Origin of the sequence: Conservatibacter flavescens, from assembly GCF_002795425.1 — a bacterium.
GTDB classification, from domain to species: Bacteria; Pseudomonadota; Gammaproteobacteria; order Enterobacterales; family Pasteurellaceae; genus Conservatibacter; species Conservatibacter flavescens.
This window is the reverse complement of the sequence record NZ_PHHA01000020.1, coordinates 26,377-45,164: the sequence shown is the minus strand read 5'-3', so window position 1 is coordinate 45,164 and position 18,788 is coordinate 26,377. Positions and strand designations below refer to the sequence as shown.

Genomic DNA, 18,788 nt, shown 5'->3' with positions numbered 1-18,788 from the left:
ACATCATTATGGAAAATTATACTGTTAAAGATATTGCTCGCCCTTCAGGCGGATTTGCCATGTTGGCAGTAGATCAACGTGAAGCACTTAGACTGATGTTTACCGCAGCTGGAATGAAGCACGAGGATCAGGATTTAACGAATTTTAAAGTAAATGCCGCGAAAATCCTTTCTCCTTATGCCTCAGGTGTTTTAGTGGATAATCAATTTTGTTATAAGCAAATTGTAGAGCAAAAAGCCATCGCACCAAATTCAGCAATGATCGTAGCTGCGGATAAATTTATTCCTGGCAATGGTATTCCAGTTGATAGCGTTTGTATCGATACCGAGATTGACCCGCATAAAGCAAGAGAAAATGGTGCTAAGGCATTAAAACTACTTGTTTTATGGCGACAAGACGAAGATCCTGAACAGCGCTTGGAAATGGTTAAAGAATTTAACCAAATTTGTCATTCAGCTGGATTGGTGAGTATTATTGAACCTGTTGTTCGTCCACCAAGAGTCGGGGATAAATTTGATCGCGAACAGGCTATTTTAGCTGCCGCAAAAGAATTAGGCGATTCAGGTGCAGATCTTTATAAAGGTGAAATGCCGTTATTTGGTAAAGGGAATTCAGCAGAGCTATTAAGTGCCGCTCAAAAATTAAATGATCAAATCAATATGCCATGGGTCATTTTATCATCAGGTGTTGATGCCAATTTATTCTGCCGTTCTGTAAGGATAGCCATGCAAGCCGGTGCTTCAGGTTTTTTAGCGGGACGGGCTGTATGGTCTTCTGTTATTGGATTACCCGATACTGAATTGATGCTCAAAGATATTTCCGTTCCTCGCTTACAACATTTAGGCACAATTGTTGATGAAATAATGGCATCCAAATAGTGCTGTGAATATTCACCTACGCTTTAGTGAATACTAATTTTTATTGAATTAATGAGGTGGAAAATGAAATTAAACCAAATAGATCATGGTTTTCAAATTATTCAAAATGAACAAGTGTTATTGACTCATACAAGTTTTAATCCTGCTTTTTTTGTGGGGATTGGGAATGAAAAAATAGATATTTATCGTGGTAATTTTTCTATTGAAGATTCTGTTGTTGAACGAATTCCACTAAAATATAGCAAGGTTATAGATAATGAAATTCATCTTGCTTATGATGCGATGACCTCAACCCAATTAATCATTCGATTAGATTCATTATCCCCTCAAGATTCACAACTGTTTATTGAACAACAAAATCCACAGCTTAACCGTTTTTGGATTCGTTTAGCGGCACAGCAAGAAGATAAAGTATGGGGTTGTGGTGAACAGATGTCTTATTTTAACCTGCGTGGCAGACATTTCCCATTATGGACATCAGAACCCGGAGTTGGACGAGATAAAACGACAGAAATCACATTTTTATCTGATAAACATAATAAGGCAGGTGGGGATTATTACCATACCAATTATCCTCAACCAACTTTCATTTCTTCTCAATATTATGCTTGTCATGTGAATAGCACTTCCTATGCGGATTTTGATTTTCGCCATCCCGATTATCATGAACTACAAATTTGGGAAATTCCAAAATCTCTTGAAATTTATACCGCACTTTCGTTCTTAGAATTAATTGAAAAATTAAGTTTACGCTTCGGACGCCAACCTAAATTACCTGAATGGATTTATAACGGTGTGATTTTAGGGTTAAAAGGCGGGGAAGAAAATTCTTTTTCTCGTATGGAACATGCGATTGCGCAGGGCGTGTCGGTTGCTGGTATTTGGTGTGAAGATTGGGCAGGAATTAGACAAACTTCTTTCGGTAAACGGTTATTTTGGGACTGGAAATGGAGTAAAAAACGTTATCCAAATTTAGATAATAAAATTAAGTCATTACGGGAACGTAATATTCGTTTTCTTGCTTATGTCAGCCCGTATTTATGTGAAGACGGGGAACTCTATCCCATCGCAAAAGCAAAAAATTTATTCGCAGTAAATAAACAAGGTGAAGTGGCATTAGTCGATTTTGGTGAGTTTAATTGTGGTGTATTGGATTTTACCAACCCTGAAACGAGGGAATGGGTAAAAAAAGAGATCATTCAAAAAAATATGCTTGATCTCGGTGTATCCGGCTGGATGGCGGATTTCGGTGAATATCTTCCAACTAATGATCTCTATTTACATAATGGCATTGATGCCAAACTCATGCACAATGCATGGCCGCCACTATGGGCGAGTGTAAATGCTGAAGCGATTGCTGAAAAAGGCTTAACTGGTGAAATTATGTTCTTTATGCGAGCAGGATTTACCGGGACACAGAAATATTGTCCTATGCTTTGGGCTGGCGACCAATGTGTCGATTTTTCTCGTCATGACGGTTTGAATACAGTGATTTGCGGTGCACTATCATCAGGTTTATTGGGTAATGCTTATCATCATAGCGATATTGGTGGATATACCAGTTTATTCGGTAATCGACGGACTAAAGAAGTGTTTGAACGTTGGGTTGATATGGCAACATTTACACCGATGATGCGCACTCACGAAGGTAATCGTCCGGATGAAAATTTCCAGTTTGATCAAGATGTGAGTACGATCGCTCATTTAGCCAGAATGACTAGAATTTATCGTCATTTGACGCCTTATTTAAAACATTTGGTCAATGAAGCCAGTGAAAAAGGCTATCCAGTACAACGTCCTCTATTCGTTCATTTTGAACAAGATAAAAATACTTATGATATCCAAGATCAATATATGTATGGTGCAGATTTACTAGTTTCTCCTGTACATAAACAAGGTGTAACCGAGTGGACAGTTTATTTACCGGCACAAGAAACTTGGATAAATGTTTGGAACCAACAAGAAATTCAAGGAGGGCAGTATATTACTGTACCCGCACCAATTGGTCAGCCACCTCTGTTTTATCGTAAAAATAGTCAATGGGCTGAATTATTTACTGCAATTCCGAGTATTTCATCATAATTAATATTTGATATTTCTAGAACTATGGGGTGATTTCATGAAATGGATTAATACAAAAGCACATAATCGTTGGTTAGAACAAGAGACAGATCGTATTTTTGAATTCGGCAGAAAATCTGTTGTTCCTACAGGTTTTGGTTGGATTGGCAATAACGGTAATATTCGAAAAGAAATGGGAACCCAGCTTTGGATTACGGCTCGTATGCTACATGTTTATTCATTAGCTGCCTTAATGGGCAGACCTGGTGCATACAAATTGGTAGAACACGGCATTAATTCGCTCAATGGTGCATTACGGGATAAAAAATACGGTGGTTGGTATGCCAATGTGAATGACAAGGGCGTTATTGATGCCTCTAAACAGGGTTATCAACATTTCTTTGTTTTACTCGGTGCTGCAAGTGCTGTCACTACGGGTCATCCAAAAGCTCGTCAATTATTAGATGATGCCATTGAAGTTATTGAGAAATATTTCTGGAGCGAATCTGAACAAATGTGTTTGGAATCTTGGGATGAAACATTTACCACAACTGAAGATTATCGTGGTGGTAATGCCAATATGCACGCCGTAGAAGCATTTCTTATTGTTTATGATGTGACGAAAGATAAAAAATGGTTAGATCGCGCTGTACGTATTGCCTCTGTCATTATTCACGATGTTGCCAGAAATAATAATTATCGTGTAAATGAACATTTTGATTCTAATTGGAAACCTATTTTAGATTATAACCAAAATAATCCGGCAAGCCATTTCCGTGCTTATGGCGGCACTCCTGGACATTGGGTGGAATGGGGACGATTAATGTTACATCTTCGCGCGACATTAATTTCAATTAATGCAGATGTACCGGAGTGGTTATTAGACGATGCTAAAAATCTATTTGCAGCAGGTGTGCGTGATGCTTGGTCTGTTGATGGCGCTGAAGGTTTTGTTTACACCGTTGATTGGAATGGACAACCGGTAGTGAGGGAACGTATCCGTTGGGTGATTGTTGAAGCTATGGGTACTGCGTATGCACTTTATGTCGCAACAGGCGATACACAATATGAAAAATATTATCAAGAATTTTGGGATTATTGCCGTGAATATTTGATGGATTATGAAACTGGTTCTTGGTGGCAAGAGTTAGATACAAGTAACAAGGCATCCAGTAAAGTATGGGACGGTAAACAAGATATTTACCATTTAATGCATTGTTTAGTGATTCCAAGATTGCCATTAACTCCAGGTCTTGCGCCGGCACTTGCACTTGGATTATTAGACCATAATGTGCAGTAATTAAATATATCAATCTATTGAGAGTTCTTGTTTAGAGGACTCTCATTTTCTATTGTGACATAGGTGAAACATATGGACATCCTTATCAGAAAATTCGGCCAAGTAGATAAACACCCTGTTGATCTTATTACATTAAAAAATGCTCAAAATTTCACAATGAGTATTACTAATTACGGCTGTATCGTCACATCAATAACAATGCCTGATCGCACAGGACATATTGATGATATTGTTTTGGGTTATGATACTTTAGAACAATATTTACAAGGACATCCTTTTTTTGGTGCGATTGCCGGACGATTTGCTAATCGTATTGCAGATGGAGTTTTTCATCTTAATCAGCAAAAATATCAATTAGAGAAAAATGAGTTAGCAACTCAACAACATTTACACGGTGGAAAGAAAGGATTTGATAAATTTATTTGGGGTTATGATATTGAACAAACGGAAACTATGATTATGATTCACTTTCATCGGGTTTCTTGTGATGGTGAAGCAGGTTACCCAGGAAATTTAATGATGACACATAGTATTGGTTTAGACGAAAACAATCAGGTTCACTTTTATTTCAATGCCATTACCGATAAACCAACCATAATTAATCTTACTAATCACAGTTATTACAATTTATTAGGTCATAATAAAGGAACTATTGAAGGACACATCTTAAAAGTTTTTGCAGATTTTTATACACCTACCAATGATAATCTCATTCCCACTGGAGAAATATTAAAATTATCAGATACTCCTCTAGACTTTACTCAAGCAACCTTATTATCTAACAATATGAACAAATTACCTCGGCATGAAATCGATCATAACTTTATTCTAAGAAAGGAATATTTTGATGATACTTATCACCTAGCAGCTGAACTCTATGAGCCTATAAGTGGCAGATTTATGTCAGTCATCACAACTCAACCAGCCATTCAAATCTATAATGGCTCTAAACTATCCAATAAAAATTGGATTGGTCGTGATAGTTACAAATATGAATCTTTTTCCGGAATTTGCTTTGAAACACAACATTTCCCAAATAGCCCTAATTATGCCCATTTTCCGACGACACAATTAAATCCAGGGGAAAGATACTCACACAAAACAATTCATCAATTAAGTATTCATTAATGACAAATTAAGGGATATATCATGGACATGCTCACTATTATCATTGCAATAATTATTGCTCTAGGAAGTTTTACACAAGGATTAACCGGTTTTGGGTTAGCCCTTATTTCTGTTCCTTTACTATCATTATTTATTGATGTAAAACTTGCAGTCCCTATTGCGGGGATTTTTGGTTGGTTAGTGACTTTTCCAATTGTTTGGAAAATGCGAGCACATATTCAATGGAGAATTGCTATTGTATTATTTATCGGTTCCTTACCAGGTTCTTATTTAGGCGCAGATTTATTAAAACAGTTATCCCCCCAAATTATCTTGATGCTCATGGGAATTGTATTAATCTTTGCAAGTTTATATTCTTTATATTCTCAAAAAGTACTTTTTAAATCCTCTTCAAATTCTCTAAGCCTATTTGTAGGTTTTTGCTCTGGGGCATTAGGTGCAAGTGTTGGTGAGCCTGGCCCGCCAGTCATTGCCTATACATCAATGCTACCATTAAACAAGGATCAAACAAAATCTACATTAGTCTGTTTTTTTATGCTTCAAATGATAGGTGCAATTAGTGGTTTTTGGTCTAAAGGTCTATTAACAAATGATGTTCTTCTTTATGTAATAAAAACAATTCCTTTATTTATTATAGGGTTATATTTAGGTATGTTCATATACCAGTTATTAAATAAATATTCTATTAACTATCATAGGATCATTTATTCCATTCTTCTTATCGTTGGCGGCATATTAATCATTAAGAGCATTCTATTCACATAAATAAAATAATTATCTGTCAAATCGTTGCTTCGAGATGTAAAATTTAGAATAAAATCGAAAACAAATGAACATTAAATATTCCAATTGTGACAATAATCACAGTTTAAATACATTTTATATGTTACATTAACGACATATATAACATGAATGGAGGTAATAATGTTAAACGCATTAGAACAAGCACTCATAAAAATAAACAACCCTATTGCAAATTTTGGAAAAAAAATAGCAGGGTTCTTATTAGCTGTAATGACTATTGTCGTTCTCTTACAAGTATTCTTCCGGTATTTATTACACATACCGTTAAGCTGGAGTGATGAATTATCTACATACCTCATGATATACATGACATATTTATGTATGCCTTTGATTTATTTAGAAGATCGAAATATAGCAATGACTTTTCTTACCGAAAAAATACAAGGTAAAAAAATATATCACCTACTAATGTTAACAATTCATCTATTATCTCTATTACTCTTTATCGTTTGGATCTATTTTGGTTGGCTATTTTTCCTAAAAGGGAATGTCATGGCAAATAGTTTACCATTCAAAATGTATTATATTTATATTGTTCCCCCCGTACTATTTGCTGTGACATGCTTGTCTATTCTTCAGAAAATTGTAAAAGAATTAAATCAGCTCACACATTACCAATCACTTAAAGCTAAATAAGAGAGGATTATCATGGTTTCTCCTATTTTTATTTTATATTTCCTAATTTTTCTACTTATCGGCGTACCTGTTTTATTTGCATTAGGGTTATCCCCTGCAATTGCATTATTTCAGGATGACAAAATATTGTTCATCAATATGTTATATCAACGGCTTTATTCTGGTTTGGATAGCTTTCTTTTACTCGCATTACCATTTTTTATGCTAGCTGGTGAATTTATGGTAAATGGCGGTATTACAAGCCGCATTATTACCTTTTCTCAAACAATGGTAAGACATTTAAAAGGAGGATTAGGACATGTTGTCATTCTTGCTGCGACATTATTTGGAGCACTTACCGGCTCATCCGTTGCTGCAACATCAGCGATTGGGAATATGCTTATTCCGGAGATGGAACGTTATAAATACGACCGTACTTATGCAGCAGCATTAACTGCAGCAGCAACCGTATTAGGCACAATTATTCCTCCTAGCGGTATTATGCTTATTTATGCATTTGTCATGAATACATCTGTAGCAGCCATGTTTATAGGAGGGGTTATACCAGGAATAATCCTTTGTATAGGATTAATGCTAGTTAATAGGCTAGAAATGAGAAAGTACCCTGAAGTAGAACAATTTGAAAAAGCCACAACGGAAGAACGTTGTGCCGGATTAAAAATGGCAATTTTACCATTATTAACTCCAGTCATTATTTTAGGGGGAATTTACGGAGGAATATTTACACCAACAGAAGCAGCGGCTGTTGCCGTATTTTATGCACTTGTTTTATCCGTTTGGATAATGAAAAACTTAAAATTAAAAGATGTAATGCCCATGTTTGTTCGAGTAAGTGTAAATGCCGCTGCTATTTTAATAATTGTCGCTGCTGCTAGTGGTTTTGCTTCTGCAGTAAGCCTTTCTGGTATAGCCCGTGAAATCACTAGCTTCTTATACTCAATTACTGATAATAAATATATGCTGTTTTTTATTGTTAATATATTCCTGTTTATCATAGGTATGTTTCTAGATGCAGGTCCGGCTATTTTGATTTTCGCTCCTATATTAGCACCAATTATGACGAATGTAGGCATTGATCCTGTTCATTTTGGTGTAGTTATGGTATCTAATTTATCTATTGGATTGGCAACACCACCTATGGGATTAGTTTTATTTGTTGCTTCAGGCGTATCTGGCGTGCCACTACAAAAAATATCTAAAGCAATTCTTCCATTTTTATTTATTGAATTTGTCATTATTTTCCTAATATCCTTTTTTCCTCCATTAGTTACAGGCTTACCGCAAGTTCTAGGATTAATGTAAATTTACTATCTTACAAGGAGATAAATATGAGAATTAAAAATATTGTTTTAATTAGTACATTATTAATGGGCACTAGCGCAATCTCTCAAGCAGCAGAGTATAAATTAACTGTCCCAATTGTAACTAATACAGATAGTTATAATTACCAATCACTACTTGTCTTCAAAAATATTGCCGAAGCACATTCTAATGGAAAAATTGAAGTTGAAATTTACCCGAGTGGACAATTATGCGGCAATGCTAAAGAATGTTTAGCTGGTGTTCAAGCTGGGATGTTTGATTATTTTCAGACTACAGTTCCCGAACTAGCCTATTACTGGAAGCCACTAGAAGGCTTTGATTTACCTTATCAATTACCTAATGATCGCGTAGCTGAATGTGTTTATGATGATAGTAATTTACTATCTAATATTCGAGAAAACATACTTAAAAATACTCAAAATTTAAGATTAATGATGATTTCTAATTCTGGAGGATGGCGTAATATTGCGACAACCAAAAAAGTAGTTCACACACCTTCAGATGTTAAAGGATTAAAATTAAGAACTGTACCAGCACCAATTCAACAAGAATTAGTCAAAACTTTAGGTGGCGCCCCAACACCAATTGCATGGCCAGAAGTATATACCGCACTATCGACAGGTATGGTTGATGGAACAAAAAATGGCATTGTTGATATCGTACAAATGAAATTTCATGAAAGTTTAAAACATATTATTTTAGACGGACATGCTTATATGGGGGGCGCTTGGGTAATGAATAATGACAAATTTAATTCATTACCTGAAGATCTTAAAAAGGTAATCATTAATGCCATTACTGCTCAAAATCAATATCTAAGAGCCTACCCAAAATGGAAAGAGTTCGAAGCTTACGATGCATTTAAAAAAGCTGGCGGAAAAGTCTACTATCCAACAGAACAAGAAAAAACTGATTTTAAAAAAGCTGCTAGCACTGTACGTGACAATTATCTTGCCTCTGCCACAGCAGAAGAAAAGACATGGCTAAATAAGTTTGAAGACCAAATAAAACACTGTGAAAATAAAATAGATGAGGAAGATAAAACAGCTTTAAAGTAGCGCTATAGCTGACCATGTGATCATAAAACAAAAGCCCACATATAAATGTGGGCTTTTAATCTTATCTTTAAAACAATGAGCAATTATTCCGCTACAGCTGCTTCTTCTACAACTTCTGGACGATCAACTAGCTCAATGTATGCCATTGGTGCATTATCGCCTGCACGGAAACCACATTTTAAGATGCGAGTGTAACCACCTGCACGATTTGCAAAACGTGGGCCTAATTCATTGAATAATTTCGCAACAGTTTCAATGCTACGAGTACGTGCAAAAGCTAAACGACGATTAGCGACGCTATCAACTTTTGCTAAAGTAATTAACGGTTCAACTACACGGCGTAATTCTTTCGCTTTAGGCAATGTTGTTTTGATGATTTCATGTGTCACCAATGAACTTGCCATATTACGGAACATCGCTTGGCGATGACTGCTATTACGGTTTAGTTGACGACCACTCTTACGATGGCGCATGACCTTATCCTTCTCAGAAAAATCTTTAACCTATGACCAAACTAGTCTTCAGCAATACTTGCTGGTGGCCAATTCTCAAGGCGCATACCAAGTGACAATCCGCGTGAAGCGAGCACATCTTTAATCTCAGTAAGCGATTTTTTACCCAAATTAGGGGTTTTAAGTAACTCAACTTCAGTACGTTGTACCAAGTCACCGATATAATGAATTGTTTCTGCCTTCAAACAGTTAGCAGAACGCACTGTCAACTCTAAGTCATCAACAGGACGTAACAGAATCGGATCGAATTCTGGTTTCTCTTCCTTAACTTCAGGTTGACGAACATCACGCAAATCAACGAATGCATCAAGTTGCTCTGCTAAAATTGTTGCTGCTCGGCGAATTGCATCTTCAGGATCGATAGTACCGTTTGTTTCTAGCTCAATCACTAACTTATCTAAGTCAGTGCGTTGTTCAACACGCGCTGCTTCAACATTGTAAGCAATACGGTCAACTGGGCTATAACAAGCGTCAACTAATAAACGACCAATTGGACGCTCTTCATCTTGAGCATGTGCGCGCGCAGAAGCAGGTACATAACCTCTACCACGTTGCACTCGAATACGCATTTTAATTGATGCGTTTTCATCTGTCAGATGACAAATAACATGCTCAGGATTTACAATTTCGACATCACCATCATGGATAATATCGGCTGCAACAACAGGGCCAATGCCAGATTTGCTCAATGTCAGAAACACATCATCTTTATTTTGCACTTTAACCGCTAGACCTTTTAAGTTCAGAAGTACTTCAAGAATATCTTCTTGAACACCTTCTTTACTGCTGTATTCATGCAACACGCCATCAATTTCAACTTCAGTAACCGCACAACCCGGCATTGAAGATAAAAGAATACGACGCAATGCATTACCTAGCGTGTGCCCAAAGCCACGCTCTAACGGTTCTAAGATCACTTTAGCATGAGTTGAGCTAATTTGCTCAATATCAACTAAGTGTGGCTTTAAAAATTCTGTAACAGAACCCTGCATTTTATCCTCTCTTTGCTGCTCTAAAAGCTTTAACTATTATTTAGAGTAAAGCTCGACGATCAGATGTTCGTTAATATCTGCTGATAAATCAGAACGTTCAGGAACACGTTTGAACACACCTTCCATTTTAGCCGCATCTACATCTAACCATGTCGGTTTTTCTCTTTGCTCTGCTAATTCCAATGATGCTTTAATACGCGCTTGTTTTTTCGATTTCTCGCGCACAGCAATAATATCATCAACTGAAACTTGGAAAGATGGAATATTCACAACACGACCATTTACAACAATCGCTTTATGACTCACCAATTGGCGAGCTTCAGCACGAGTTGCAGCAAAGCCCATGCGATAAACAACGTTATCCAATCTACCTTCCAATAACACTAATAGGTTCTCACCTGTGTTACCTTTTAAACGGTTTGCTTCTTTATAGTAGTTACGAAATTGACGTTCTAAGATGCCATAAATACGACGAACTTTTTGTTTCTCACGTAATTGGCTACCATAATCAGACAAACGCAGTTTACGAGCACCATGTTGACCAGGCGCTGTATCAATTTTACATTTTGAATCAATCGCGCGGACACCAGACTTAAGAAATAAGTCAGTACCTTCACGACGGCTTAGCTTGAGCTTAGGACCCAAATATCTTGCCATTTTCTTTCTCCAACTATCCTATAGACGTGATTAAACACGACGTTTTTTCGGTGGACGACAACCGTTATGAGGAATCGGAGTCACATCAGTAATATTCGTAATACGGAAACCCGCAGCATTTAATGCACGAATAGTTGACTCGCGACCAGGGCCTGGCCCTTTAACCATAACTTCCAAGTTCTTTAAGCCGAATTCTTTTACAACTTCAGCACAACGTTCAGCTGCAACTTGCGCTGCAAACGGAGTTGATTTACGAGAACCGCGGAAACCTGAGCCACCTGCAGTTGCCCATGCTAGAGCATTGCCTTGACGGTCAGTAATAGTAACGATTGTATTATTGAAAGATGCATGAATATGAGCCACGCCATCTACGATTTGTTTTTTAACACGCTTACGTGCGCGAACTGGTGTTTTAGCCATTTAATTTACCCCGACTATTTCTTGATCGGTTTACGAGGACCCTTACGGGTACGCGCGTTAGTTTTAGTACGTTGACCACGTACCGGTAAACTACGACGATGACGTAAACCACGATAACATCCTAAGTCTAAAAGACGTTTAATGTTAAGTGTTACTTCACGACGTAAGTCACCTTCAACGGTAAATTTACCAACTTCGTCACGCAGTTTATCAATCTGCTCTTCAGACAATTCACTGATCTTAACATCTTCAGCAATTCCCGTTGCAGCACAAATACTTTTTGCACGAGTTTTACCGATACCGTAAATAGCAGTTAATGCGATCACAGTGTGTTTATGATCAGGAATGTTAATGCCTGCAATACGGGCCACTATGCACTCCTATTTTTTAACTAATTGATATACTGATCTTGAAAAGCCCGTTTCAGGATACTCAAACAGTATATCAGGACATAAATGAGCTGAGCAGTATAACTACTCAGCTGGTTCTTTGCAAGAAAAATATTTCTTAACCTTGACGTTGTTTATGTTTAGGGTCTGAACACAATACGCGTACAACACCTTCACGTTTCACAATTTTACAGTTACGACATAATTTCTTAACGGAAGCACGAACTTTCATTGCTTATCCCTTTTCTTAAAAGACAATTAATTATTGTCCAAAACCTTTTAGGTTTGCTTTTTTCAACGCAGATTCATATTGAGTCGACATCAAATGACTTTGAACCTGAGCGATGAAATCCATAATTACAACCACGACGATCAGTAAAGATGTTCCACCAAAATAGAATTGAACATTCCACGCTGACATCATAATGTAAGGAATCAAACATACAAACGTAATATACAAACCACCAATTAAGGTAAGTCGAGTCATAATTTTATCAATATAACGCGATGTTTGCTCACCTGGTCTGATTCCGGGTACGAATGCACCAGATTTTTTCAAATTATCTGCGGTATCACGAGGATTGTATTGCATCGCAGTATAAAAGAAGCTAAAGAAGATAATTGCTACTGCATATAATACAAGATATAAAGGCTGTCCTGGTGCTAATAACAAAGATAAATCTGTTAACCAATCCGCACTAGAACCTTGTCCAAACCATTGGGTAATCGTCGCAGGAAACAAAATAATACTTGAAGCAAAAATTGCGGGAATAACACCTGCCATATTCACTTTTAATGGTAAATGACTGCTATGACCACCTAAGATTTGACGACCTTGTTGACGTTTAGCATATTCAACTTTAATTCTTCTCTGTCCTCTTTCAACAAAAACGACAAAGAAAGTTACTGCAAAGACAATAACGGCAATCAATATGAGAACTAATAGATGCATTTGCCCTTGACGAGCCTGCTCAATAGTCTGACCAATTGCTGATGGTAAACCTGCCACAATACCAGCAAAAATAATCAAAGAAATACCGTTACCAATACCACGTTCTGTAATTTGTTCGCCTAACCACATCAAGAACATTGTTCCCGTGACTAAGCTAATTACTGCGGTAAAATAGAAACCGAAACCTAAGTTAGGAACAAGTCCAGGTAACATATTCGGTAAACCGGTTGAAATTCCGATCGCCTGTACTGTCGCTAATACTAACGTTGAATAACGAGTGTATTTGCTAATTTTACGACGACCAGCCTCACCTTCTTTCTTCAACTCGGATAAAGCAGGATGTACCGTTGTCAATAATTGAATAATAATCGATGCCGAGATATATGGCATGATACCTAATGCAAAAATTGACGCTCGGCTTAACGCACCACCAGAGAACATGTTAAACATATCAATGATGGTGCCTTTTTGTTGGTCAATTAACTGAGCTAAAACAGCTGCATCAATACCAGGAACCGGAATGAAAGAACCAATACGAAAAACGATTAATGCACCTAACACAAACAATAATCTGCGTTTTAATTCACCAGTGCCGTTTTGTGTGCTTCTATTTTGATAACCTGGTTGCTTAGCCATTTGTTAATTATTCCTCAATTGAACCGCCGGCAGCTTCGATAGCTGCTTTAGCGCCTTTAGTTACACGCAAACCACGAACAACAACTGCACCTTTCACTTCACCTGCTAAAATAACTTTAACAAACTGAATGTTTTTAGTGATTAAATTTGCTGCTTTGAGTGACTCTAAAGTGACTACATTTCCTTCAACTTTGGTTAAATCATTTAAACGTACTTCAGCAGTAACTGCTGATTTTAACGATGTAAAACCAAATTTTGGTAAACGACGGTATAAAGGCATTTGACCACCCTCGAAACCACGACGAACACCGCCACCGGTACGAGATTTTTGACCTTTATGACCACGACCACCAGTTTTACCTAAACCAGAGCCGATACCACGACCTAGACGTTTAGCACTATGCTTGGCGCCTTCAGCCGGAGATAGAGTATTTAAACGCATCTATTACTCCTCCACTTTAACCATGTATGAAACTTGGTTAATCATACCGCGTACCGCTGGGGTATCAATTAACTCAACAGTATGACGAATATGGCGAAGACCTAAACCACGCAATGTTGCTTTGTGTTTTGGTAAACGAGCAATCGAGCTACGAGTTTGTGTTACTTTAATAGTTTTTGCCATAATCAATTACCCCAAAATTTCATCAACAGTCTTACCACGTTTAGCGGCAACCATTTCTGGTGACTTCATATTTGCTAATGCATCAATAGTTGCACGAACAACGTTGATTGGGTTAGTTGAACCGTATGCTTTAGAAAGAACGTTACGCACACCTGCAACTTCTAATACTGCACGCATTGCACCACCCGCGATGATACCTGTACCTTCGCTTGCTGGTTGCATAAATACGCGAGAACCAGTATGAGTACCTTTAACAGGATGTTGTAAAGTACCTTCGTTTAACGCTACGTTAATCATATTGCGACGTGCTTTTTCCATCGCTTTTTGGATCGCTGCCGGAACTTCGCGCGCTTTACCATAACCAAAACCTACACGACCATTACCATCGCCAACTACGGTTAACGCAGTGAAGCTCATGATACGACCACCTTTTACAGTTTTTGATACACGGTTTACCGCGATTAGCTTCTCTTGCAGTTCACCAGCTTGTTTTTCGATGTTTGCCATCTAAAATTACCTCTATTAGAACTGTAGACCAGCTTCACGGGCAGCGTCCGCTAAAGATTGGACACGACCATGATATTTAAAACCGGAACGATCGAAAGCTACGTCTTTTACGCCTTTCGCTAATGCACGCTCAGCAATAATTTTACCAACTACTGCAGCAGCATCTTTATTTCCAGTATACTTAACTTGCTCACTAATTACTTTTTCAACAGTTGAAGCAGCGGCAAGCACTTCAGAACCGTTTGGTGCAATCACTTGTGCGTAGATATGACGTGGAGTACGGTGAACCACTAAACGGGTTACGCCTTGCTCTCTCATCATATGACGTGCACGCGCTGCACGACGGATACGAGCTGATTTCTTATCCATAGTGTTACCTTAATTATTTCTTCTTAGCCTCTTTTGTACGTACCACTTCATCAGCGTAACGTACACCTTTACCTTTATAAGGTTCAGGGCGGCGATAAGCACGAATGTCTGCAGCAACTTGACCAATAACTTGCTTGTCAGCACCTTTCAACACGATTTCGGTTTGAGATGGACATTCCGCAGTAATTCCTGCTGGTAAAGTATGCTCTATAGGGTGTGAAAAGCCTAATGCTAAAGAAACAACGTTACCTTTAACTTGTGCTCTGTAACCAACCCCAACTAATTGTAACTTCTTAGTGAAGCCTTCAGTAACACCAATAACCATCGCATTTACTAATGCACGAGCAGTTCCTGCTTGAGCATCAGCACCTACAATCCCTTCACGTGGAGAGAATGTTAATGCACCGTTATCTTGTTTTACTTCAACTGCATTATGAATTTCGCGAGATAATTCGCCATTTTTACCTTTTACCGTTAATAGCTGACCGTTGAGTTTTACCTCTACGCCGGCAGGAATATTAACGGGTGCTTTTGCAACTCGAGACATTATCCTACCTCTCTATTAAGCTACGTAACAGATAATCTCACCGCCTAAACCCGCTTGACGAGCGGCACGGTCAGTCATCACACCTTTTGATGTAGAAACTACAGCGATACCTAATCCACCCATAATTTTTGGTAATTCGTCTTTACGTTTATAAATACGAAGACCAGGGCGGCTCACGCGTTGGATACTTTCTACAACAGGTTTTCCTTGGAAATATTTTAATGTAATTTCCAACTCAGGCTTTGAGCCCTCTAAAACTTTAACGCTTTCGATATAACCTTCTTCAGCTAATACATTGGCGATTGCCACTTTTAGCTTGGATGAAGGCATACTAATCGCAACTTTGTTCGCAGCTTGACCGTTACGAATACGGGTCAACATATCTGCGATTGGATCTTGCATGCTCATTTGCTTTTACTCCGATTCCAAAATAAAGTGGTAAATTACCAGCTAGCTTTCTTAAGGCCAGGAATTTCACCACGCATAGCGGCTTCACGAACCTTAATACGGCTTAAACCAAACTTACGAAGAACTCCGTGAGGACGTCCTGTTTGGCGGCAACGGTTACGCTGACGACTTGGGCTAGAATCACGTGGTAAAGTTTGTAACTTTAATACGGCATTCCAACGATCTTCATCAGAGGCATTGACATCTGAAATAATTTTCTTTAATTCAATGCGTTTTGCATAGAATTTTTCAGCTAATTTAGCACGTTTTAAATCGCGCTCTTTCATTGATTGTTTAGCCATTTATAACCTGCCTTATTTACGGAATGGGAAGTTAAAGGCAGCAAGTAGTGCTTGACCTTCTTCATCACTTTTCGCGCTAGTAGTAATAGTAATATCTAAACCACGCACACGATCCACTTTATCATAATCGATCTCAGGGAAGATGATTTGCTCACGCACACCCATGCTATAGTTACCACGACCGTCGAAAGACTTCGCGCTTAAACCACGGAAGTCACGGATACGAGGAACAGCAATTGCAATTAATCGTTCTAAAAATTCCCACATACGCTCACCGCGTAGGGTCACTTTACAACCGATTGGATATCCCTGACGGATTTTAAAGCCTGCAACAGATTTACGAGCTTTAGTTACTAATGGTTTTTGACCGCTAATTGCTGCTAAATCTGCTACTGCATTATCTAGCAACTTCTTATCGGTCAATGCTTCACCCACACCCATATTCAGGGTTATCTTTTCGATTCGTGGGACTTGCATGACAGATTTGTAGTTGAATTTTGATTTCAATTCATTGACTACTGTATCTCTGTAGTAATCATGCAGTTTCGCCATCGCATTACTCCAGTTAATTAAATTGTTTTACCAGTTGATTTGAAGAAACGTACTTTTTTACCATCTTCAAATCGGAAACCTACACGGTCAGCTTTGTTTGTTTCTGGGTTAAAAATTGCCACGTTTGATACATCAATCGGTGCTTCTTTCTTCACTAAACCACCTGCTTTGCCTAATGCTGGCACTGGTTTTTCATGTTTAGTAATGATATTTAAACCTTCAACAATTACTTTACCATTCGGTAATACTTTTTGTACTTTACCACGCTTACCTTTGCCTTTTTCTGTGCTACCAGTAATCATGATAACTTCATCGTTTTGACGGATTTTTGCAGCCATTTTCTTCTCTCCTTACAGCACTTCTGGAGCCAAAGAAATGATCTTCATAAACTTCTCAGAACGAAGTTCACGAGTCACCGGTCCGAAGATACGTGTTCCGATTGGTTGCTCGGTATTGTTATTTAACATTACACAAGCGTTGCCATCGAAGCGAATTACTGCGCCATCTGGGCGACGAACACCCTTCTTGGTGCGCACCACAACCGCTTTTAACACATCACCTTTTTTAACTTTACCGCGTGGAATTGCTTCTTTTACAGTAACTTTGATGATATCGCCAATAGCAGCGTAACGACGGTGCGATCCACCTAGAACCTTGATACACATTACGCTACGAGCTCCTGAATTATCAGCAACATCCAGCATAGTCTGTTCTTGGATCATATTAGTGCTCCGCTAAAATTTAAAAAACACCCTTTCGGGACGAATCTACTTACCAATATAGGATAAGCAGGGGCGAATTCTATCATAAAGACATGATGGAAAACAACTGATTTTTACAAATTCTTTTCGCTAGAAATGGCAAGAAAAAGACCGCACTTTTGTTGACACAGCGCGGTCTTTCTAATGATGTCTACATAATTGTCGCTTATAAGCTGTTTACATAAATCATTCTCACCACTTCAGTAACATTCATATTACAAATCACGCTCATATTCTCACGTAATTTTTTGGGCGCCTGATCAAGCGCTTGACAAAAATTATCACTCTCGCCAAATTGCGGATGGGAACACGTCTCTACCAACATGTTCGCTACATAAGTTGCTTCCTTCACTTGATTGGAGACTCGTCCATAGTCATCAGCTGCAATCGAAACTATCTTGTCATGGTACTGTGCTGGTTCCTCACAAAATTGGCTATATTTTATCTCAGGAAAACTGATCCCTTTTACCTCGTCCCAAGTGACATCATTTGCCACTGCCGGTAAAGCCATAACAGCTCCCATCAAACCTAGTGCACATAACGCATTCTTCATATATTAATCCTTTTTAACTATTTATTGGTTATTCATTTATTTAGGTTCTAAAATTTTGTATGGATTTACTGCCACGATCATTTAAAAATGACCGTCATCAAAGTAAACCATTTAATTAGTATTCTTAAGAAGAATGGTTAATAACGCTCAGATGACCTCCAACATATTAACAATATCATTCTTAAAGAATAAATATGTCAGTCGGCCGAGCTGAAACTCGAATAGCAAAATGTAAGCTAAGTTTTACGTTGACATGATGATTATTGTTTATCATTTGATATAACAACGCACATAGACTAACTATTTTTACAAGCTAAGTCAATAACAGGAAATGGATTGCATCAATGATTGATAGAAATTACAAGCTGTGGAAATAAGA

26 protein-coding genes are annotated in these 18,788 nt (G+C 38.0%); 8 read left to right on the top strand and 18 right to left on the bottom strand.

Going from position 1 to position 18,788, the window contains the following annotated elements:
* Nucleotides 1–8 precede the first annotated feature (8 nt).
* From CVP05_RS08640 to CVP05_RS08605, 8 genes are all read left to right on the top strand, one after another.
* Complete coding sequence (locus CVP05_RS08640) at nucleotides 9–878, top strand: aldolase (protein WP_100289172.1); 870 nt, start codon at nucleotides 9–11, stop codon at nucleotides 876–878.
* 63 nt (nucleotides 879–941) lie between these two features.
* Entirely contained in the window at nucleotides 942–2,960 is a 2,019-nt protein-coding gene (locus CVP05_RS08635; protein ID WP_100289171.1) for an alpha-glucosidase, read from the top strand.
* A gap of 37 nt (nucleotides 2,961–2,997) precedes the next feature.
* The gene (locus CVP05_RS08630; protein WP_100289170.1) at nucleotides 2,998–4,239 is read left to right on the top strand and encodes an AGE family epimerase/isomerase; all 1,242 of its coding nucleotides are present in this window, start codon (nucleotides 2,998–3,000) and stop codon (nucleotides 4,237–4,239) included.
* 72 nt (nucleotides 4,240–4,311) lie between these two features.
* A complete protein-coding gene (locus CVP05_RS08625; protein WP_100289169.1) occupies nucleotides 4,312–5,367 on the top strand; it encodes an aldose epimerase family protein in 1,056 nt (351 codons plus the stop codon).
* 21 nt (nucleotides 5,368–5,388) lie between these two features.
* Nucleotides 5,389–6,132: a sulfite exporter TauE/SafE family protein gene (locus CVP05_RS08620; protein WP_100289168.1), complete on the top strand. Its 744-nt coding sequence runs from the start codon at nucleotides 5,389–5,391 to the stop codon at nucleotides 6,130–6,132.
* A gap of 159 nt (nucleotides 6,133–6,291) precedes the next feature.
* Nucleotides 6,292–6,807 carry a TRAP transporter small permease gene (locus CVP05_RS08615; RefSeq protein WP_100289167.1) on the top strand — a complete coding sequence of 172 codons (516 nt, stop codon included), beginning with the start codon at nucleotides 6,292–6,294 and terminating at the stop codon, nucleotides 6,805–6,807.
* A 12-nt stretch (nucleotides 6,808–6,819) separates the two neighbouring features.
* On the top strand, nucleotides 6,820–8,109 hold the full coding sequence (locus tag CVP05_RS08610; protein ID WP_100289166.1) for a TRAP transporter large permease: 1,290 nt from the start codon (nucleotides 6,820–6,822) through the stop codon (nucleotides 8,107–8,109).
* Nucleotides 8,110–8,135: 26 nt separating this feature from the next.
* Nucleotides 8,136–9,188 (top strand): TRAP transporter substrate-binding protein, encoded by a 1,053-nt coding sequence (locus CVP05_RS08605; protein ID WP_100289165.1) that lies wholly within the window; start codon nucleotides 8,136–8,138, stop codon nucleotides 9,186–9,188.
* An 83-nt stretch (nucleotides 9,189–9,271) separates the two neighbouring features.
* On the opposite strand, the gene rplQ is transcribed toward CVP05_RS08605, so the two are convergent.
* From rplQ to CVP05_RS08515, 18 genes are all read right to left on the bottom strand, one after another.
* Nucleotides 9,272–9,661, bottom strand: a complete 390-nt coding sequence (rplQ, locus tag CVP05_RS08600; protein WP_100289164.1) for a 50S ribosomal protein L17 — start codon at nucleotides 9,659–9,661, stop codon at nucleotides 9,272–9,274.
* Between the two features lie 41 nt (nucleotides 9,662–9,702).
* Complete coding sequence (locus CVP05_RS08595; protein WP_100289163.1) at nucleotides 9,703–10,692, bottom strand: DNA-directed RNA polymerase subunit alpha; 990 nt, start codon at nucleotides 10,690–10,692, stop codon at nucleotides 9,703–9,705.
* A gap of 36 nt (nucleotides 10,693–10,728) precedes the next feature.
* Entirely contained in the window at nucleotides 10,729–11,349 is a 621-nt protein-coding gene (gene rpsD, locus CVP05_RS08590) for a 30S ribosomal protein S4 (protein ID WP_100289162.1), read from the bottom strand.
* Between the two features lie 30 nt (nucleotides 11,350–11,379).
* Nucleotides 11,380–11,769 (bottom strand): 30S ribosomal protein S11, encoded by a 390-nt coding sequence (gene rpsK, locus CVP05_RS08585; RefSeq protein WP_100289161.1) that lies wholly within the window; start codon nucleotides 11,767–11,769, stop codon nucleotides 11,380–11,382.
* Between the two features lie 14 nt (nucleotides 11,770–11,783).
* Nucleotides 11,784–12,140 (bottom strand): 30S ribosomal protein S13, encoded by a 357-nt coding sequence (gene rpsM / locus CVP05_RS08580; RefSeq protein ID WP_100289160.1) that lies wholly within the window; start codon nucleotides 12,138–12,140, stop codon nucleotides 11,784–11,786.
* Between the two features lie 136 nt (nucleotides 12,141–12,276).
* A complete protein-coding gene (rpmJ, locus tag CVP05_RS08575; RefSeq protein ID WP_005548767.1) occupies nucleotides 12,277–12,390 on the bottom strand; it encodes a 50S ribosomal protein L36 in 114 nt (37 codons plus the stop codon).
* A 30-nt stretch (nucleotides 12,391–12,420) separates the two neighbouring features.
* A complete protein-coding gene (gene secY, locus CVP05_RS08570; RefSeq protein WP_100289159.1) occupies nucleotides 12,421–13,746 on the bottom strand; it encodes a preprotein translocase subunit SecY in 1,326 nt (441 codons plus the stop codon).
* Nucleotides 13,747–13,753: 7 nt separating this feature from the next.
* Nucleotides 13,754–14,188, bottom strand: coding sequence for a 50S ribosomal protein L15 (gene rplO / locus CVP05_RS08565; RefSeq protein WP_100289158.1), 435 nt, complete (start codon nucleotides 14,186–14,188; stop codon nucleotides 13,754–13,756).
* Nucleotides 14,189–14,191: 3 nt separating this feature from the next.
* Complete coding sequence (rpmD, locus tag CVP05_RS08560) at nucleotides 14,192–14,371, bottom strand: 50S ribosomal protein L30 (protein ID WP_100289157.1); 180 nt, start codon at nucleotides 14,369–14,371, stop codon at nucleotides 14,192–14,194.
* 6 nt (nucleotides 14,372–14,377) lie between these two features.
* Nucleotides 14,378–14,878 (bottom strand): 30S ribosomal protein S5, encoded by a 501-nt coding sequence (gene rpsE, locus CVP05_RS08555; protein WP_100289156.1) that lies wholly within the window; start codon nucleotides 14,876–14,878, stop codon nucleotides 14,378–14,380.
* A 15-nt stretch (nucleotides 14,879–14,893) separates the two neighbouring features.
* Complete coding sequence (rplR, locus tag CVP05_RS08550) at nucleotides 14,894–15,247, bottom strand: 50S ribosomal protein L18 (RefSeq protein ID WP_100289155.1); 354 nt, start codon at nucleotides 15,245–15,247, stop codon at nucleotides 14,894–14,896.
* A 13-nt stretch (nucleotides 15,248–15,260) separates the two neighbouring features.
* Nucleotides 15,261–15,794: a 50S ribosomal protein L6 gene (gene rplF, locus CVP05_RS08545; protein ID WP_100289154.1), complete on the bottom strand. Its 534-nt coding sequence runs from the start codon at nucleotides 15,792–15,794 to the stop codon at nucleotides 15,261–15,263.
* A gap of 15 nt (nucleotides 15,795–15,809) precedes the next feature.
* On the bottom strand, nucleotides 15,810–16,202 hold the full coding sequence (gene rpsH, locus CVP05_RS08540; protein WP_100289153.1) for a 30S ribosomal protein S8: 393 nt from the start codon (nucleotides 16,200–16,202) through the stop codon (nucleotides 15,810–15,812).
* A 35-nt stretch (nucleotides 16,203–16,237) separates the two neighbouring features.
* The gene (gene rpsN / locus CVP05_RS08535; protein WP_100289152.1) at nucleotides 16,238–16,543 is read right to left on the bottom strand and encodes a 30S ribosomal protein S14; all 306 of its coding nucleotides are present in this window, start codon (nucleotides 16,541–16,543) and stop codon (nucleotides 16,238–16,240) included.
* A 12-nt stretch (nucleotides 16,544–16,555) separates the two neighbouring features.
* Nucleotides 16,556–17,095 carry a 50S ribosomal protein L5 gene (gene rplE, locus CVP05_RS08530; RefSeq protein ID WP_100289151.1) on the bottom strand — a complete coding sequence of 180 codons (540 nt, stop codon included), beginning with the start codon at nucleotides 17,093–17,095 and terminating at the stop codon, nucleotides 16,556–16,558.
* Between the two features lie 17 nt (nucleotides 17,096–17,112).
* Complete coding sequence (rplX, locus tag CVP05_RS08525) at nucleotides 17,113–17,433, bottom strand: 50S ribosomal protein L24 (protein WP_100289150.1); 321 nt, start codon at nucleotides 17,431–17,433, stop codon at nucleotides 17,113–17,115.
* A gap of 12 nt (nucleotides 17,434–17,445) precedes the next feature.
* On the bottom strand, nucleotides 17,446–17,817 hold the full coding sequence (gene rplN / locus CVP05_RS08520) for a 50S ribosomal protein L14 (protein WP_100289149.1): 372 nt from the start codon (nucleotides 17,815–17,817) through the stop codon (nucleotides 17,446–17,448).
* A gap of 205 nt (nucleotides 17,818–18,022) precedes the next feature.
* A complete protein-coding gene (locus tag CVP05_RS08515; protein ID WP_133118714.1) occupies nucleotides 18,023–18,367 on the bottom strand; it encodes a hypothetical protein in 345 nt (114 codons plus the stop codon).
* Nucleotides 18,368–18,788: the final 421 nt, after the last annotated feature.

Excerpts from the sequence above, each read along its gene's own strand:
- CVP05_RS08620 (WP_100289168.1), top strand. The coding sequence starts at position 5,389 with ATGGACATGCTCACTATTATCATTGCAATAATTATTGCTCTAGGAAGT.
- CVP05_RS08625 (WP_100289169.1), top strand. The coding sequence starts at position 4,312 with ATGGACATCCTTATCAGAAAATTCGGCCAAGTAGATAAACACCCTGTT.
- rpmJ (WP_005548767.1), bottom strand. The coding sequence starts at position 12,390 with ATGAAAGTTCGTGCTTCCGTTAAGAAATTATGTCGTAACTGTAAAATT.
- rpsD (WP_100289162.1), bottom strand. The coding sequence starts at position 11,349 with ATGGCAAGATATTTGGGTCCTAAGCTCAAGCTAAGCCGTCGTGAAGGT.
- rpsH (WP_100289153.1), bottom strand. The coding sequence starts at position 16,202 with ATGAGCATGCAAGATCCAATCGCAGATATGTTGACCCGTATTCGTAAC.
- rplX (WP_100289150.1), bottom strand. The coding sequence starts at position 17,433 with ATGGCTGCAAAAATCCGTCAAAACGATGAAGTTATCATGATTACTGGT.
- CVP05_RS08615 (WP_100289167.1), top strand. The coding sequence starts at position 6,292 with ATGTTAAACGCATTAGAACAAGCACTCATAAAAATAAACAACCCTATT.
- CVP05_RS08630 (WP_100289170.1), top strand. The coding sequence starts at position 2,998 with ATGAAATGGATTAATACAAAAGCACATAATCGTTGGTTAGAACAAGAG.
- CVP05_RS08635 (WP_100289171.1), top strand. The coding sequence starts at position 942 with ATGAAATTAAACCAAATAGATCATGGTTTTCAAATTATTCAAAATGAA.
- CVP05_RS08610 (WP_100289166.1), top strand. The coding sequence starts at position 6,820 with ATGGTTTCTCCTATTTTTATTTTATATTTCCTAATTTTTCTACTTATC.
- CVP05_RS08515 (WP_133118714.1), bottom strand. The coding sequence starts at position 18,367 with ATGGCTTTACCGGCAGTGGCAAATGATGTCACTTGGGACGAGGTAAAA.
- rpsN (WP_100289152.1), bottom strand. The coding sequence starts at position 16,543 with ATGGCTAAACAATCAATGAAAGAGCGCGATTTAAAACGTGCTAAATTA.
- rplR (WP_100289155.1), bottom strand. The coding sequence starts at position 15,247 with ATGGATAAGAAATCAGCTCGTATCCGTCGTGCAGCGCGTGCACGTCAT.
- secY (WP_100289159.1), bottom strand. The coding sequence starts at position 13,746 with ATGGCTAAGCAACCAGGTTATCAAAATAGAAGCACACAAAACGGCACT.
- rplQ (WP_100289164.1), bottom strand. The coding sequence starts at position 9,661 with ATGCGCCATCGTAAGAGTGGTCGTCAACTAAACCGTAATAGCAGTCAT.
- CVP05_RS08640 (WP_100289172.1), top strand. The coding sequence starts at position 9 with ATGGAAAATTATACTGTTAAAGATATTGCTCGCCCTTCAGGCGGATTT.
- rplE (WP_100289151.1), bottom strand. The coding sequence starts at position 17,095 with ATGGCGAAACTGCATGATTACTACAGAGATACAGTAGTCAATGAATTG.
- rpsE (WP_100289156.1), bottom strand. The coding sequence starts at position 14,878 with ATGGCAAACATCGAAAAACAAGCTGGTGAACTGCAAGAGAAGCTAATC.
- rplO (WP_100289158.1), bottom strand. The coding sequence starts at position 14,188 with ATGCGTTTAAATACTCTATCTCCGGCTGAAGGCGCCAAGCATAGTGCT.
- rpmD (WP_100289157.1), bottom strand. The coding sequence starts at position 14,371 with ATGGCAAAAACTATTAAAGTAACACAAACTCGTAGCTCGATTGCTCGT.
- rplN (WP_100289149.1), bottom strand. The coding sequence starts at position 17,817 with ATGATCCAAGAACAGACTATGCTGGATGTTGCTGATAATTCAGGAGCT.
- CVP05_RS08605 (WP_100289165.1), top strand. The coding sequence starts at position 8,136 with ATGAGAATTAAAAATATTGTTTTAATTAGTACATTATTAATGGGCACT.
- rplF (WP_100289154.1), bottom strand. The coding sequence starts at position 15,794 with ATGTCTCGAGTTGCAAAAGCACCCGTTAATATTCCTGCCGGCGTAGAG.
- rpsK (WP_100289161.1), bottom strand. The coding sequence starts at position 11,769 with ATGGCTAAAACACCAGTTCGCGCACGTAAGCGTGTTAAAAAACAAATC.
- CVP05_RS08595 (WP_100289163.1), bottom strand. The coding sequence starts at position 10,692 with ATGCAGGGTTCTGTTACAGAATTTTTAAAGCCACACTTAGTTGATATT.